The 13,728-nt window shown below is 71.3% G+C and carries 16 protein-coding genes; 13 read left to right on the top strand and 3 right to left on the bottom strand.

Annotation, left to right across the window (positions count from 1 at the left end):
* The first annotated feature begins 140 nt into the window (after positions 1–140).
* From AC3AGO_RS18935 to AC3AGO_RS18910, 6 genes are all read left to right on the top strand, one after another.
* Positions 141–1,151, top strand: a complete 1,011-nt coding sequence (locus tag AC3AGO_RS18935; protein ID WP_487821396.1) for an alpha/beta fold hydrolase — start codon at positions 141–143, stop codon at positions 1,149–1,151.
* A 12-nt stretch (positions 1,152–1,163) separates the two neighbouring features.
* Complete coding sequence (locus AC3AGO_RS18930) at positions 1,164–1,430, top strand: MoaD/ThiS family protein (RefSeq protein WP_487821395.1); 267 nt, start codon at positions 1,164–1,166, stop codon at positions 1,428–1,430.
* Positions 1,427–3,079, top strand: a complete 1,653-nt coding sequence (locus AC3AGO_RS18925) for a hypothetical protein (protein WP_487821394.1) — start codon at positions 1,427–1,429, stop codon at positions 3,077–3,079. The genes AC3AGO_RS18930 and AC3AGO_RS18925 overlap by 4 nt, the downstream gene beginning before the upstream one ends.
* Before the next feature lie 55 nt (positions 3,080–3,134).
* Positions 3,135–3,887: an LmeA family phospholipid-binding protein gene (locus AC3AGO_RS18920; protein WP_487821393.1), complete on the top strand. Its 753-nt coding sequence runs from the start codon at positions 3,135–3,137 to the stop codon at positions 3,885–3,887.
* Between the two features lie 456 nt (positions 3,888–4,343).
* Complete coding sequence (locus AC3AGO_RS18915; protein ID WP_487821392.1) at positions 4,344–5,183, top strand: sulfurtransferase; 840 nt, start codon at positions 4,344–4,346, stop codon at positions 5,181–5,183.
* 48 nt (positions 5,184–5,231) lie between these two features.
* Positions 5,232–5,519, top strand: a complete 288-nt coding sequence (locus tag AC3AGO_RS18910) for a DUF1416 domain-containing protein (RefSeq protein ID WP_487821391.1) — start codon at positions 5,232–5,234, stop codon at positions 5,517–5,519.
* 163 nt (positions 5,520–5,682) lie between these two features.
* Here the strand turns inward: AC3AGO_RS18910 and AC3AGO_RS18905 are convergent, their stop codons facing one another.
* Positions 5,683–6,048 carry a DsrE family protein gene (locus AC3AGO_RS18905; protein ID WP_487821390.1) on the bottom strand — a complete coding sequence of 122 codons (366 nt, stop codon included), beginning with the start codon at positions 6,046–6,048 and terminating at the stop codon, positions 5,683–5,685.
* Positions 6,049–6,325: 277 nt separating this feature from the next.
* Between AC3AGO_RS18905 and AC3AGO_RS18900 the strand changes: the two genes are divergently transcribed.
* The 3 genes from AC3AGO_RS18900 to ygfZ are packed head-to-tail and all read left to right on the top strand — an operon-like array spanning position 6,326 to position 8,366.
* The gene (locus AC3AGO_RS18900) at positions 6,326–6,889 is read left to right on the top strand and encodes a heme-binding beta-barrel domain-containing protein (RefSeq protein WP_487821389.1); all 564 of its coding nucleotides are present in this window, start codon (positions 6,326–6,328) and stop codon (positions 6,887–6,889) included.
* A 25-nt stretch (positions 6,890–6,914) separates the two neighbouring features.
* Positions 6,915–7,379 (top strand): Fur family transcriptional regulator, encoded by a 465-nt coding sequence (locus tag AC3AGO_RS18895; protein ID WP_487821388.1) that lies wholly within the window; start codon positions 6,915–6,917, stop codon positions 7,377–7,379.
* A 9-nt stretch (positions 7,380–7,388) separates the two neighbouring features.
* Positions 7,389–8,366 carry a CAF17-like 4Fe-4S cluster assembly/insertion protein YgfZ gene (ygfZ, locus tag AC3AGO_RS18890; protein ID WP_487821387.1) on the top strand — a complete coding sequence of 326 codons (978 nt, stop codon included), beginning with the start codon at positions 7,389–7,391 and terminating at the stop codon, positions 8,364–8,366.
* Positions 8,367–8,445: 79 nt separating this feature from the next.
* Here ygfZ and dtd read toward each other — a convergent pair whose 3' ends face one another.
* Positions 8,446–8,871, bottom strand: coding sequence for a D-aminoacyl-tRNA deacylase (dtd, locus tag AC3AGO_RS18885; protein ID WP_487821386.1), 426 nt, complete (start codon positions 8,869–8,871; stop codon positions 8,446–8,448).
* Positions 8,872–9,045: 174 nt separating this feature from the next.
* On the opposite strand from dtd, the gene AC3AGO_RS18880 reads away from it, so the two are divergent.
* The 3 genes from AC3AGO_RS18880 (at position 9,046) to AC3AGO_RS18870 (ending at position 12,212) form a co-directional block, all read left to right on the top strand.
* Complete coding sequence (locus tag AC3AGO_RS18880) at positions 9,046–9,726, top strand: RsiG family protein (protein WP_487821385.1); 681 nt, start codon at positions 9,046–9,048, stop codon at positions 9,724–9,726.
* 118 nt (positions 9,727–9,844) lie between these two features.
* Positions 9,845–10,807, top strand: a complete 963-nt coding sequence (locus tag AC3AGO_RS18875) for an asparaginase (RefSeq protein ID WP_487821384.1) — start codon at positions 9,845–9,847, stop codon at positions 10,805–10,807.
* Positions 10,808–10,955: 148 nt separating this feature from the next.
* Positions 10,956–12,212, top strand: coding sequence for a GNAT family N-acetyltransferase (locus tag AC3AGO_RS18870; RefSeq protein WP_487821383.1), 1,257 nt, complete (start codon positions 10,956–10,958; stop codon positions 12,210–12,212).
* Between the two features lie 92 nt (positions 12,213–12,304).
* On the opposite strand, the gene AC3AGO_RS18865 is transcribed toward AC3AGO_RS18870, so the two are convergent.
* A complete protein-coding gene (locus AC3AGO_RS18865; protein WP_487821382.1) occupies positions 12,305–12,481 on the bottom strand; it encodes a hypothetical protein in 177 nt (58 codons plus the stop codon).
* Between the two features lie 319 nt (positions 12,482–12,800).
* Here AC3AGO_RS18865 and AC3AGO_RS18860 point away from each other — a divergent pair, with 319 nt between their 5' ends.
* The gene (locus tag AC3AGO_RS18860; protein WP_487821381.1) at positions 12,801–13,631 is read left to right on the top strand and encodes a GntR family transcriptional regulator; all 831 of its coding nucleotides are present in this window, start codon (positions 12,801–12,803) and stop codon (positions 13,629–13,631) included.
* Positions 13,632–13,728 lie beyond the last annotated feature (97 nt).

The following is a 13,728-nucleotide window of genomic DNA, read 5'->3' as shown; positions in this document are numbered from 1 at the left end:
CCCGGTGAGGACGTGTGGCGGCACTGCTTCGTACGGCTTTGCTGTTGCGCTCCGAAGCGCACAGAACTGCTGCGCCTGAAAACACAAAAGGACCCGGGGGCGACGCTGCCCGGATCCTCTGACCCAGCAGAATAGCCCAGATGGATCGCGAAGCCGAGTGTGAGATCGATCGCTCTGCCGCCCCCGCGGCCACGGAACGTGAGAGCCGGACCACGGCCGGCGGGCCGGTACGGGCCGAGCTGCGGACGGACGACGGGGTACGGATCGAGGCCGGATACCTGCCGTACGAGGGGTCCGGAGGGGCCGCGCGTCCGGCTCCGGACAGCGGCGCGATCGTGCTGGCGCACGGCTTCACGGGATCACTCGACCGGCCCGCGCTCCTGCGTGCCGCGCGCGCCTTCGCCCAGCACGCGGCCGTGATCACGTTCTCCTTCCGGGGCCACGGCGGCTCGGGCGGGACCTCCACGGTGGGCGACCGCGAGGTGCTGGATCTGGCGGCGGCCGTCCGCTGGGCGCGTTCGCTCGGACACGGCCGGATCGTCACCGTGGGCTTCTCGATGGGCGGTTCGGTGGTGCTGCGGCACGGCGGGCTGTACCGGCGTACGGACGGAAACGAGCCCGCCGGAGCCGGAAACGGCGACAGAGAGTACGCGGAGGCGCGAACGATGCACGGGGGGCGCACAGGAGCGCACCCGTCCGCGGAGTGGGACGCGGCCCCGGACGGCGTGGTCGCCGTCAGCGCCCCGGCCCGCTGGTTCTACCGCGGCACCGCGCCCATGCGGCGGCTGCACTGGGTGGTGGAACGCCCGGTGGGCCGGCTCGTGGGGCGGTACGGGCTGGGCACCCGCATCCACTCGCGCACCTGGGATCCGGTGCCTCTCCCGCCCGTGGACGCCGTACCGCTGATCGCGCCGGCCCCGCTGCTGGTCGTGCACGGCGACCGCGACCCGTACTTCCCGCTGGACCACCCCCGTTCCCTCGCCGCGGCAGCGGGCCCGGACGGCGCCGAGCTGTGGCTGGAGCCCGGTTTCGGGCACGCGGAGAACGCCGCTGCGCCCGAGCTTCTGCACCGGATCGGGGCATGGGCGGGCGCACGGTGCCTGGCTGTCACTCCGGCACGTCATCATGGAACGCGGAAAGCAGACGGCTGAGAGGGATCCACCATGGCGAGTGGCACGATCCGTTACTGGGCGGCGGCCAAGGCCGCGGCCGGGATCGCGGAGGAGCGGTACGAGGCCATGACCCTCGCCGAGGCGCTCGACGCAGCCCGTGAACGGCACACCGGGCGGCCCGACTTCGCGCGGGTGCTGCAGCGCTGCTCGTACTTGGTGGACGGCGACCCGGTGGGCACCCGCGCGCACGGGACGGTCCGGCTGGCCGAGGGCGGCACCGTCGAGGTGCTCCCGCCCTTCGCGGGAGGTTCGGCGTGAACGATCAGCAGTGGCCCGGCCCGTACGAGCAGTACGGCCCGCCGGATCAGCCCGGCCCCCACGACCCGTACGACCCCTACGACCCGTACGGGCAGGGGACGGACGCGGCACAGCAGGCTGAGCAGCACGGCCGGTTCAGGCCGTACGGACAGCAGCAGGGCTCGTCCCCGTACGGGCAGCAGCCCGGTCCGTACGCGCAGCCGGGCCCGTACGGCGAGCCCGGCCCTTACGGGCCCTACGGGCAGCAGCAGCCCGGTCCGTACCGGCAGCCCGGCCCCTACGGGCAGCCGTACGAGCAGCAGCACGGTCCGTACGGGCCTGGCGGCTACGGCCAGCAGCCGTACACGCCGCTCTACACCCCTCATCAGGGCGGCTACACGGCGTACGACGCCACGCACGGCATGCCGCCCCAACCGGCGCCCGGTGCCTGGGACTTCCAGCAGCCGCAGCAGCCCGGCCCGCAGGAACAGCCCGCACCACAGCAGGAGTCCACGCCGCAGGCGCACACCCAGCCCGGGCCGCAGGCGCACGCGCAGGCCGGCTCGCACGCGCAGCCCGGCCCGCAGCAGCCGTCACAGCAGCAGCCGCAGCCCGGCCCCCAGCAGCCCCCGCAGGTCCCGCAGCCCGGCCCCCAGCCGGAGGCCCGGCCGCAGAGTGCTCCGCCGCCGACTGCCGCCCCGGCGGCCCCCGTTCCGCAGCAGCAGCCGCAACAGGGCCGGGAGGCACAGGAGTCACCGGGCTCCCGGGAGTCGCAGAGCTCGGCGGGATTCGAGCTGTACCGGCAGGCCCCGACCGCCGGCCCCCTCCCGCCCGAGCAGCACGCCGCGTCGGCGCATCAGCCGCAGCCCGAACCGCAGCCCCGGCCGCAGTCCGGGCAGCACGCGCCGGCTGCCGCGGCACCGGCGGAGGGCACCGCGGCCCGTACGGGTTCGCCCCTGATCGCGCCCGGTTTCCGGCCCGCCGCCGTCACCGCGGTGCTGGCCGCGCTGCTCGCGGTCACCGCGCCGCTCGGTGAACTGCCGCTGGCCGGTGCGGTGCTGGTGCTCCAGGCCGTGACGGCCGCAGGCTGGTTCCGGCTGAACGGCATGTGGCCGGCCCGGCAGGGCATCGCGCTCGCCTTCCTCGGCGGGGTCGCCGCCGACGTCGGCCTGGTGCTCACCGGCACGGACAAGGCGGCGGCCGTCGTGATCGGCACGCTCGGCGTCTGGAGTGTGCTCAATTTCGTGCTGCACCTGCGCAATCACTCCGACCCCGACGAACGGCTCTACGCGCTGACGGCCGCCGTCACCTCGACGGCGCTCACCGTGCTCGCCGCCGGTCATCTCCTCGCGCCGTCCGGCGCGGTGACCGTGGGCGCGGGCGGTGTGGCCGTCGCGGCGCTGGCCCGTCCGCTGCTGCGGTCCGCGTATCTGGCGTCCGCCGTCGCGCTGTTGGCGGCGACCGGCGCGGGTGTGGCGCTCGGCGGCCCGACAGGGCTGGGCCCGGCGGCGGGTCTGCTGGGGCTGACGGCGGGCGGCTGCGCCCTGATCGGCCTGCGCGTGGCCAGTTACGACTTCCCCTCCCGCTTCGTGCACATGACCGCGGGCGTGGCCCTGCCGCTGACGCTGGCGGCTCCCGCCGTCTATCTCTTCGGGCGGGCCCTGTCGTAAGAATGCGCGGGTTAAGGTCGTTTGCACGACTCGAACGCCTGGGGGCTCCAACGCAATGCGCGCACTACGTGTCTTCCTCGTCATCGTCATCGTGCTGGCGGGCCTGTTCGTCGCGGCCGACCGGATCGCGGTGAAGCTGGCGGAGGACGAGGCGGCCTCGAAGATCAAGAGCTCGCAGGGAGTTCCGCAGTCCGGGGACGTCTCCGTGGACATCCGGGGCTTCCCGTTCCTCACCCAGGTCGCGTCGAAGAATCTGGACCGGGTCGACGCGCAGCTCAGCGGCCTGACGGCGAAGTCCCGCGGCCAGGAGCTGACGATCGCCCGGATCGACGCGCAGCTCGACCACGTCCGGCTCGGCAGTGACTACTCGTCGGCCGTGGCCGAGAAGGCCACCGGCACGGCCCGGATCTCGTACGCCGATCTGTCGAAGGCGGCGCCGAAGGGTGTGAGCGTGAGCTACGCCGGCACCGACAAGGCGGGCAAGAGCCAGGTCAAGATCACCGGTCCGGTGACCGGGGTGCTGAAGGACGCGGGCATCGACGTACCGGGTCCCGTCGAGGGGCTGCTGGAGGGCCGCAAGCTCACCGCGCACAGCACCGTCGACTCGGACGGCGACACGGTGCGGCTGCACGCCGACGACCTGCCCCAACTGCCGCTTCCCGGGCTGGAGGACAAGCTGCGCGAGGTCGTGGACTACCAGCTGAAGGTCGACGGGCTGCCCTCCGGGCTGAAGCTCGGCAAGGTCGAGGCGACGCAGCGGGGCATCGAGCTGTCGGTGGAGGGTTCGGACGTCAAGCTGACGGGGTAGCTCCCCCGGACCGGTGTCCCACTGCACGAGACGGCGGCGTCCGCAGGCCAGATGCGGGACGCGCTGCGCACTGGTCCGCGTCCCCCGCGCGGGCGGCGGGGCCGGTCATCGATCCCACATCGCGGACAATAAAGTCTCAGCATGCGGATCGACGGTGACACGGCCCCTCCCCCGTCCTTACGATCGAGCGCATGAAGCGACAGGCGGACCTCACGAAGCGACGGGCAGTGGATCTGTGCCGCATCGCCGCCATGCTCTGTCGCGCGGCCGGCTGACGGCCGCCCGCCCTCGCTGCTAGAGCGATCCGGCGCCAGGCTCGCCTCGGCCTCACCACGCCTTCGCGCGTACGTCGCTGTGCGCGCAGGCCGCCCCACTCCCCGCAGGGCACGCGCACATCCCGCGTTCGTAGCCCCCGCATTCGCCTACCCGCACCGCTCTCTCCCGGAGGAGATTCGCATGAGCCGCAGCGACGTCCTGGTTGACGCCGACTGGGTCGAGTCCCGCATCGACGACCCGAAGACCGTCATCGTCGAGGTGGACGAGGACACCTCGGCCTACGACAAGAACCACATCAAGAACGCGATCCGGATCGACTGGAAGCAGGACCTCCAGGACCCGGTCCGCCGCGACTTCGTCGACCAGGCCGGCTTCGAGAAGCTGCTGTCCGAGAAGGGCATCGCCAACGACGACACCGTCGTCCTCTACGGCGGCAACAACAACTGGTTCGCCTCGTACGCGTACTGGTACTTCAAGCTCTACGGCCACCAGGACGTGAAGCTCCTCGACGGCGGCCGCAAGAAGTGGGAGCTGGACTCCCGCGACCTGGTCGCCGAGGTCCCGCAGCGCGCGAAGACCGAGTACAAGGCCAAGCCGCAGGACACCTCGATCCGCGCCTTCCGCGACGAGGTCGTCGACGCGATCGGCGCCAAGAACCTGGTGGACGTGCGCTCCCCCGACGAGTTCAGCGGCAAGCTGCTCGCCCCGGCGCACCTCCCGCAGGAGCAGTCGCAGCGTCCCGGCCACGTGCCGAGCGCCCGCAACATCCCGTGGTCGAAGTCGGCCAACGACGACGGCACCTTCAAGTCGGACGACGAGCTGAAGGAGCTGTACGAGGGCGAGGGCGTGGACCTGGGCAAGGACACCATCGCCTACTGCCGCATCGGTGAGCGCTCCGCTCACACCTGGTTCGTGCTGCACGAGCTGCTGGGCCAGCAGAACGTCAAGAACTACGACGGCTCCTGGACCGAGTACGGCTCGCTCGTCGGCGTGCCCGTCGAGGTCGGCGCCAACAGCTGACGGTTCACCAGAACCCCGAGCCCTTCCCAGAACCCGAGAGGTAACAGCATGTGCGGAGCTCAGGCAGGCGGCCCGGACGCCTCCACCATCAAGCCCGGTGAGACCACCATCCAGGGCAACGTGACCCGTGACGGCGAGCCCGTCACCGGCTACGTGCGCCTGCTGGACTCGACCGGCGAGTTCACCGCGGAGGTGCCCACCTCCGCCACCGGCCAGTTCCGCTTCTACGCGGCCGAGGGCACCTGGACGCTGCGCGCCCTGGTGCCGGGCGGCCAGGCGGACCGCACCGTCGTCGCGCAGGACGGCGGGCTCGCGGAGGTCGCCATCGCGGTGTGACCCACCGCGCGCAGACGGACGAGGGCCGCACCCCCAGGGTTGGACGCCACTGGCTGGGGGCGCGGCCCTCGCTCTGTTCCGCGGGGCTGCCCGTGAGCTGTCCGCCGGCTGCGGCGGACAGCTTCCGTACGGGCTGCGGCAGAGTTTCCGTACGGTCGGCCGGTCAGTACACCAGCGCCTGCGCGTCGTCCTGCATGGCCTCGCTGACGAAGACCTGCGCTCCAGCGATGCGTACGCCCTCCAGCACGTCCTTCTCCTCGATGCCCCGGCGCTTCGCGCACTGCGTGCACAGCGTGATCCGCCCGGCCGCCTGAATACCCTCGATCAGCTCGGGAAGCGGCGCCGCGTGCGGCAGTTCGAACTCGGCGGCCCGGCCCGGCAGCGCGAACCACGCCGACTCCCCGGTCAGCCACAGCGAGACCTCCACCCCGCTGGCCGCCGCCACTCCCGCCACCGTGAACGCCTGGGAGCAGCGCTCGGGCGCGTCGGCGCCCGCGGTCACCTTGATCACCAGCTTGTTCTTCGCCATGCGGCGACCCTACGCGCGCGGTCCCGGCACACCGGGGCAACCTCACATCACAGCACGCGCGGGCGCCGACTAGACTCGGGGCCGTCCGTAGACACCACTCCTCGCCGCTCAAGGAGAGCCACCCGTGCTTGAGGCATTCTTCACCGCTCTGATGGTCCTGGTCTGCATCGGTACGGTGGCCTTCGCCGGCCTCACCCTGAAGAAGCTCTTCGAGGGCCAGCGCTGAGCCGAGCGGCACGGTCAACCGACAGCCCCCTAGAGATCGACTGAGCTTCCCATGATCGAGATCCCGTCCGACCTCCACCCGGACCTCGTCCCGCTCGCCTTCCTGCTCGGCAACTGGCAGGGCGCCGGCGTCGCAGACTTCCCGGGCACGGAGAAGTGCAACTTCGGGCAGGAGGTCACCTTCAGCCACGACGGCCGCGACTTCCTGGAGTACGTCTCGCACAGCTGGGAGCTCGACTCCGAGGGCAACAAGGTGCGCCCGCTGGAGACCGAGTCCGGCTACTGGCGGATCGACTCCGAGCGCCAGGTCGAGGTCGTGATGATCCGCGACCAGGGCGTCGCGGAGATCTGGTACGGCGAGATGGCCGACCAGAAGCCGCAGATCGACCTGGCCACCGACGCCATCGCGCGCACCGCCTCCGCCGGCGAGTACAGCGGCGGCAAGCGGCTGTACGGCTACGTCAAGGGCGACCTGATGTGGGTCGGCGAGAAGTCGACGCCCGAGGTGCCGCTGCGGCCCTACATGTCGGCGCACCTGAAGAAGGCCGTCGACCCCAGCGAGTGGGCCAAGGACCTGAAGGATCTGCCGGACGACGGCATCGCCTTCTTCAAGTGAGCAACTGGCCTCATACACTGGCGTCGTGGCTACCACCGACTGGCAGAGCGATCTCAGGGCGCGCGGGTACAGGCTGACTCCGCAGCGCCAGCTCGTGCTGGAGGCCGTGGACAAACTGGAGCACTCCACTCCGGACGACATCCTCGCCGAGGTGCGTCGTACGGCGGGCGGGGTGAACATCTCCACGGTCTACCGCACGCTCGAACTGCTCGAGGAGCTGGGCCTGGTCTCGCACGCCCACCTCGGCCACGGCGCCCCCACGTACCACCTGGCGGACCGGCACCACCACATGCACCTGGTGTGCCGGGACTGCACGGACGTGATCGAGGCGGAGCTGTCCGTCGCCCAGCCGTTCACCGACGCGCTGCGGGAACGCTTCGGGTTCGAGACGGACATGAAGCACTTCGCGATCTTCGGACTGTGCCGGCAGTGCTCGGCGAAGAGGAGTTCGGAGGAGTGCTCCTCGAAGGATGCGGACAGCGCGTCGTAGGCTGTTCGTATGTCCTTCAACAGTCCGCTTCTGTCCCTTCCGGGTGCCGTCGCCGCCGAGGGCCCGGACGAAGGTGTCGCCGCGCACTACGGCGACCTCTTCCGGGAACAGCGCGCGCTCGCGGACGGCTCCGGGTTCGTCGACCTGTCGCACCGCGGTGTGGTCACCGTGTCCGGTGCGGACCGGCTGTCGTGGCTGCATCTGCTGATCACGCAGCACGTGTCCGAGCTGCCCGCGGGGCGTGCCACCGAAGCGCTGATCCTCTCCGCGAACGGGCACATCGAGCACGCGCTCTACCTCGTCGACGACGGGGAGACGGTGTGGATGCACACCGAGCCCGGCACCCAGGGCGATCTGATCGCCTATCTGGAGAGCATGCGGTTCTTCTACCGCGTGGAGGTCACCGACCGCACCGAGGAGTACGCGGTCGTGCACCTGCCCGCCGGGTCGATCACCGATCCTCCGGCGGACTCCGTGGCACGGGAGACCCCGCACGGCCGTGACCTGTTCCTGCCCCGGGAGTCCCTCAAGTCCTTCGCGGAGGCGGCCGGTCCGGCGATCGGCGTGCTCGCGTACGAGGCGCTGCGGGTGGAGGGCCACAGGCCGCGGCTCGGCATGGAGACCGACCACCGCACCATTCCGCACGAGCTGGGCTGGCTGGAGACGGCGGTGCACCTGCAGAAGGGCTGCTACCGCGGGCAGGAGACGGTGGCCCGGGTGCACAACCTGGGGAAGCCGCCGCGCCGGCTGGTCTTCCTGCACCTGGACGGCAGCGAGGTCAGGCTCCCCGTGCACGGCGACCCGGTGCGGCTCGCGGCGGACGGGCCCGAGGGCCGGAAGCTGGGCATCATCACCACCGCGGCCCGCCATCACGAACTGGGGCCGATCGCGCTGGCCCTCATCAAGCGCAACGTGCCGGCGGACGCCGCCCTGATCGCGGGTGACGAGGCGACGGCCGCGGCGCAGGAGCTCGTGGTCGCGCCGTAGCCTCCGGGCTGCCGGCGGGGGCCGGTCCCCGCCGGCAGCCCGTACGGGATTCCTCGTACGGGACTCCCCTTACGGCGGCTCAGACCTCGACGAGGACCGTGAACGGGCCGTCGTTCGTCAGGGATACCTTCATATCGGCGCCGAACCGGCCCGTGGCCACCTCGGCCCCCAACTCCCGCAGCCGCGCCACGACTTCATCGACCAGTGGCTCGGCGACCGGGCCCGGCGCCGCGGCGTTCCAGGTGGGCCTGCGACCCTTGCGGGCGTCACCGTAGAGAGTGAACTGAGAGATCACGAGCAGCGGGGCGCCGAGGTCCGAACAGGATTTCTCCCCGTCCAGAATCCTCAGCGACCACAGTTTCCGGGCCAGTTGGGCGGCCTTGGCCTCCGTGTCGTCGTGCGTGACTCCCACCAGCACGCACAGTCCCTCGCCGACGATCTCGCCGGCCGTCTCGCCCTCCACGACGACACTCGCGCCGTTCACTCTTTGCACCACTGCTCGCATACCCGCCATCATGCCGTGCCCCGCCGACGGGGTTGCGGGCGCCGCCGGATGGGTGCGGAACCGCTGCGCGGGGCAGCAACGTAATGGCACGATGCGGTCACGTGGCACGTACCGAGGCCACTGCGACATCAGGTGGCAACAGGGGCAGCGGGGACGATGAGGGGAAAATCACCCATGAGCACAACCGGGGCCGGAAGTACGTCCGGTGGCGTTCCGGCAGCGCGGTCGGGCACCGCGCCGCCGCGTCCGACGGCCGACGAGCGGGAGGCGAAGCCGCCGGGCTCCACGGGCCTCGCCGCGCCGGCTGCCGCCGCCGCCCGTCCGGTGCCGCCCCGGCAGCGCGACACCAGCCCGTACGACGTCCTCCGGGACCCCGGGCAGCCCGATCTGCACGCTCTCCGGCTGCCCGAACTGCGCACCCTGCGCCGTGAGGCCCAGCAGGAGGAGGCCGACCTCAGCTATGTGCGCCGGCTGCTGCAGGGGCGGATCGACATCCTGCAGGCGGAGCGCACCCGGCGTACGGCGCCCGGATCGCCGCTGCTGGACCTGCTGCCGCAGATCCTCACCGACAGCCCTTCCAGCCACCGTTCGTCCGCACGGCACGTGACGCTCGGCACACCGCACAGCGAGAAGTACCGGCGGCTGGCCGAGGAGATGCTGGCCGAGGTCGAACTGAGCGACCTGACCGCCCGTACGGACGACGAACTGCGGGACGCCATGGGCCGGCTCGTCCGCTACGAACAGCGCGTCTCGCACCGCAGACACGCGCTGCAGCGCACGGCGGACGACTGCAGTACGGAGATCGCCCGGCGGTACAGGGAGGGCGAGGCGCAGGTCGACGACCTGCTGTCCTGAGGGGAAGCGCGCGGGGCGGCGTTACCGTGGTGGGGCACGTCAGTACCAATATGCCCATGGGTACTGGTGGGCACAGTCGCACCCGTCAGCTCAGCCGCCCCCGGAAGGCACGCCGTCGATGTCCCCTGAAATATCCCCGGTCCTCGCCGAGGTCGTCCGTTCCGGCTTCACCGAGGGCCGTCATCGTGGCGCGCTGGTCGCGCTGGAGGCCGACGGGAGCGTCGCCTGGTCGCTGGGCGACCCGGCCGCGCCGGTCTACCCCCGCTCGTCGAACAAGCCCGTACAGGCCACCGCCGTACTGCGCGCCGGCGAGTCCACCGGGTTCGAACTGGCCGGTGAGCGGCTGGCGCTGACGGCGGCCAGCCACTCCGGCGAACGGTTCCACCTCGACCTGGTGCAGAAGATGCTCGCCGAGTACGGGCTGTCCGAGGACGACCTGCAGTGCCCGCCGGACCTGCCCCTCGACCAGGAGGAGGCGGAGCTCTACCTCTCCGCCGGGCACGGCCGCGCACGTACCACCATGAACTGCTCCGGCAAGCACACCGCGATGCTCGCCGTGTGCGCGGCCAACGGCTGGCCGCTGGACAGCTACCTCGCGCCGGACCACCCGCTGCAGCGGCTGGTGCACGAGACGCTGGAGGAGCTCGCGGGCGAGCCCGTCGCACACACCGGTACGGACGGCTGCGGCGCCCCGCTGATGGCCGTCTCCCTCACGGGCCTCGCCCGCGCCTTCCGTTCGGTCGCGCTCGCGCCCGCGGACAGCGCGGCGGGCCGGGTCGCCACCGCGATGCGGGAGCACCCCGAGTACGTGGCGGGCAGCCGCCGGCACGACACCTGGCTGATGCGTGAACTGCCCGGCACCCTCTCGAAGATGGGCGCCGAAGCGGTGCAGGCCGTCGCCCTGCCGGACGGCCGGGCACTCGCCTTCAAGCTCGACGACGGCGGTACGCGGGCGCTCGGCCCGGTCCTCGCGCGGGCGCTGGAGCGGATGGACGTCACGCCTCCCGTACTGCCCCGGATCGCCGAGGCGCCGCTGCTGGGCGGCGGGCACCGGGTGGGCGAGATCCGCGCGGCGTTCTGAGGCTCCCCTAAGGGGCGCGGGTCCCCGACAGGGGCGCGGGGAACTGCGCGAACCCCGGCCACGAGGCGGACCGCACCCGCCCAACGCCCTCCCGCCGTACGGAAAACACACATGCGGGACGCCCCACGGAGCGCCTAGCGTGACCGCCATGACCCTGGATATCCGTACGCTCTCCTCCCCCGACGAGTTTCCCGAGTGGCTCCGGGCGGCCGGCATCGGCTTCCTCCGGTCGCCCGAGGTGTCCGACGAAGAGGTGCGGGGGCGGCTGGAGGGCAAGGACCTCTCCCGCATCCAGGGCGCGTACGAGGGCTCCCGCTGCGTCGGCACCTTCCGCACCATCCGGCAGGAACTCACCGTTCCCGGCGGCGCGGCGCTCCCCTCGTGCGGCGTCTCCAGCGTGACCGTCACGCCCACGCACCGCCGCCGTGGACTCCTCAGCCGGATGATGGCGGGCGCCATGGAGGAGGCGAAGGAGCGCGGCGACGCGGTGGCCTCGCTGGTCGCCGCCGAGCACCGCATCTACGGCCGGTACGGGTACGGGCCCGCCACCTGGGCGACGACCTGGGAGGTGGAGGTCGCCCGTACGGGCCTCGACAAGCGGTACGCCGGCCCCGGCGACGGCGGCCGCGTGGACATCGTCGACATGGCGGAACTGCGCCGCGTGGGCCCCGAGTTGTACGACCGCTACCGCGCGATGCCGCACCGGCAGGGCATCGTCGACCGCGACGCCCTGTGGTGGCGGATCCACACCGGTGAGCTCCGGTTCCCCAACGACGGCTTCACACCGCCCTTCTGCGCCGTGTACCGGGACGCCGACGGGGTGCCGCAGGGCGTCGTCACGTACTCCCTCGAGGAGCACTGGAATGCCGAACTGCCGGACTACATCGCGCAGGTGAGGTCCCTCTTCGCCACCGGCCCCGCCGCCGAGCGCGCGCTGTGGCACTTCGTCCTGTCCATCGACTGGGTGGCACGCGTCCGTTCGGGCCAGCGCTCACCCGACGATGTGCTGCCGCAGCTGCTGCCCGACCCGCGCGCGGCCCGGATCACCACACAGGCCGACTTCCTGTGGCTGCGCCCGCTCGACGTACCGCGGATGCTGGAGAGCCGTACGTACGGCGCCGCCGACACGCTCGTACTGGAGCTGCACGACCCGACGGGTCTCGCCGGAGGCCGGTTCCGGCTGGAGGCGGGCGAGGGTCCGGACGGCGCGAAGTGCGTACCGACGCGCGAAGACGCCGATCTCGCCATGGAGACCGGCGCGTTGGGAATGCTGTATCTGGGCGACGACTCCGCGACGCGGCTCACCGCGCTCGGCCTCGTCGAGGAGCGCAGGGACGGTGCGGCCGCGACGGCCGACGTCCTGTTCCGCACGGCACGCCGCCCGTGGTGCCCGGACATGTTCTGAGGAACCCTTCGGGATTTGATGCAGGCGGGGATCTGACGCAGGTCCGGGGCTCCCCCGCCCTCCCCTCCAGACGGGCGGGGGAGCCGGACCGGTCAGACGAGCAGCATGGTCAGCACGGCCGCGCCGACGCAGCTGCACGTCACGTTCTTCGCCTCGAATCCGACGGCGAGCAGCAGGCACCCGAGAACCCCGGCGGCGCCGAAGTTGAGCTGCATGAACTGCTCGAACCCCACGAAGAGGGCGGCGAAGGCAAGAGCGAACACAGGCATGCTGTTCCCTCCTTCGGAAAAGCAGCGGGGACCCCTGGCGGAGCAAGGGGAGGGACAGGCGGTGCGGATGTGCGCCCATACGCCGTTGGACGGGCGGAGGTGGGGGGGTGGGGGGACGCGTCACGCCGGACGTGACCGGCGGACCTCGCAGACCGTGCGGCCCTGCAGATCATGCGATGTGTCGAGCCAACTCGGCGAACCTGGTATCGCCTGTACTAAGTTGGTGCCAACTCACTTACTATCGTCCCCAGTTGGCGACAACTCGAAAACAGTTGGCAGACAACTCCCGCCCATTGGCCGGAAGTTGTAGGGTCCTGGTGTGAGTAAGAGGAGTTCTTCCGAGAACGGCAGACTGCCTCATGAGGTCGTCGCCGCCGCTCTCCGTGAGCGCATCCGGTCCGGCGCCCTGTCCCCCGGGACGCGCCTTCCCAGCCAGCAGAAGCTGGTCACCGAGTTCGATGTGAACAGGAACGTCGTACGACACGCACTGGAAGCGCTCACACACGAGGGGCTGCTGTTGCCCCGGGGCCGCGGAGCACCACCGACAGTAGCCAAGCCCGCCGCGGAGCAGGAGCAGCCCCAGCTCGCCGGTGAGGAGCTCGCGGATCGGCTGTATGAGGCATTCCAAGCCGAACGCGTGACCGTGGACGCGTACTGCCTCACGACGGAGACCCTCAACAATGCTCTCGCGGAGCCCCGCCGCGCCATCCTCGGCGGCGAACTCACCCCGCAGGAACTGCGCGTACGCGTCATCGTTCCCGGCCAGGACGCCCGCTTGGCGCTGCCGCGCGACGTGGACGATCCGGACAGCCCTTACCCGCTGCGTCGGCTGCACGAGATCCAGAACACGTACACGCAGGCGCTCCGATTCCTGCTGGGCGCGATCCGCATCCCCGACGTCACCCTTGAGGTCAGGAGCGTGGCCGCCACCCCGTTCCACAAGCTGTACCTGCTCAACGGCACCGAGGCACTGTTCGGCTACTACAGCGTCGTGCAGCGCAATGTCACGTACGCCGGGGACTCCTTCGGCATGTACGACGTCCTCGGGCTCAACTCGAAGCTGTTCCGCGCCGCGGAGGACGCCTTCACCGAAGACTCCAAGCAGTGGTTCGAAGCGCTCTGGGAGTCGATCGCAGCCCCGTTGGAGTAAGACCCTTCCCAAAAGCGCAGGAGTGACCCGGCGGAGGGGTAGTCTCAGCGCGCCCGTCTTTCATCTGAACACCGGCTCCCCTGGATGACGACCCACA

This window comes from Streptomyces sp. BL1 (assembly GCF_057628045.1).
The sequence above is the reverse complement of the archived record's forward strand: the minus strand, read 5'-3'. Positions and strand labels throughout refer to the sequence as shown.

Coding starts and splice junctions, on each gene's coding strand:
- AC3AGO_RS18910 (WP_487821391.1), top strand. CDS start 5,232: ATGTGCGGAGCTCAGGCAGGCGGCCCGGACGCCTCCACCATCAAGCCC.
- dtd (WP_487821386.1), bottom strand. CDS start 8,871: ATGCGAGCAGTGGTGCAAAGAGTGAACGGCGCGAGTGTCGTCGTGGAG.
- AC3AGO_RS18900 (WP_487821389.1), top strand. CDS start 6,326: ATGATCGAGATCCCGTCCGACCTCCACCCGGACCTCGTCCCGCTCGCC.
- AC3AGO_RS18865 (WP_487821382.1), bottom strand. CDS start 12,481: ATGCCTGTGTTCGCTCTTGCCTTCGCCGCCCTCTTCGTGGGGTTCGAG.
- AC3AGO_RS18920 (WP_487821393.1), top strand. CDS start 3,135: ATGCGCGCACTACGTGTCTTCCTCGTCATCGTCATCGTGCTGGCGGGC.
- AC3AGO_RS18905 (WP_487821390.1), bottom strand. CDS start 6,048: ATGGCGAAGAACAAGCTGGTGATCAAGGTGACCGCGGGCGCCGACGCG.
- AC3AGO_RS18875 (WP_487821384.1), top strand. CDS start 9,845: ATGTCCCCTGAAATATCCCCGGTCCTCGCCGAGGTCGTCCGTTCCGGC.
- AC3AGO_RS18935 (WP_487821396.1), top strand. CDS start 141: ATGGATCGCGAAGCCGAGTGTGAGATCGATCGCTCTGCCGCCCCCGCG.
- ygfZ (WP_487821387.1), top strand. CDS start 7,389: ATGTCCTTCAACAGTCCGCTTCTGTCCCTTCCGGGTGCCGTCGCCGCC.
- AC3AGO_RS18930 (WP_487821395.1), top strand. CDS start 1,164: ATGGCGAGTGGCACGATCCGTTACTGGGCGGCGGCCAAGGCCGCGGCC.
- AC3AGO_RS18880 (WP_487821385.1), top strand. CDS start 9,046: ATGAGCACAACCGGGGCCGGAAGTACGTCCGGTGGCGTTCCGGCAGCG.
- AC3AGO_RS18915 (WP_487821392.1), top strand. CDS start 4,344: ATGAGCCGCAGCGACGTCCTGGTTGACGCCGACTGGGTCGAGTCCCGC.
- AC3AGO_RS18870 (WP_487821383.1), top strand. CDS start 10,956: ATGACCCTGGATATCCGTACGCTCTCCTCCCCCGACGAGTTTCCCGAG.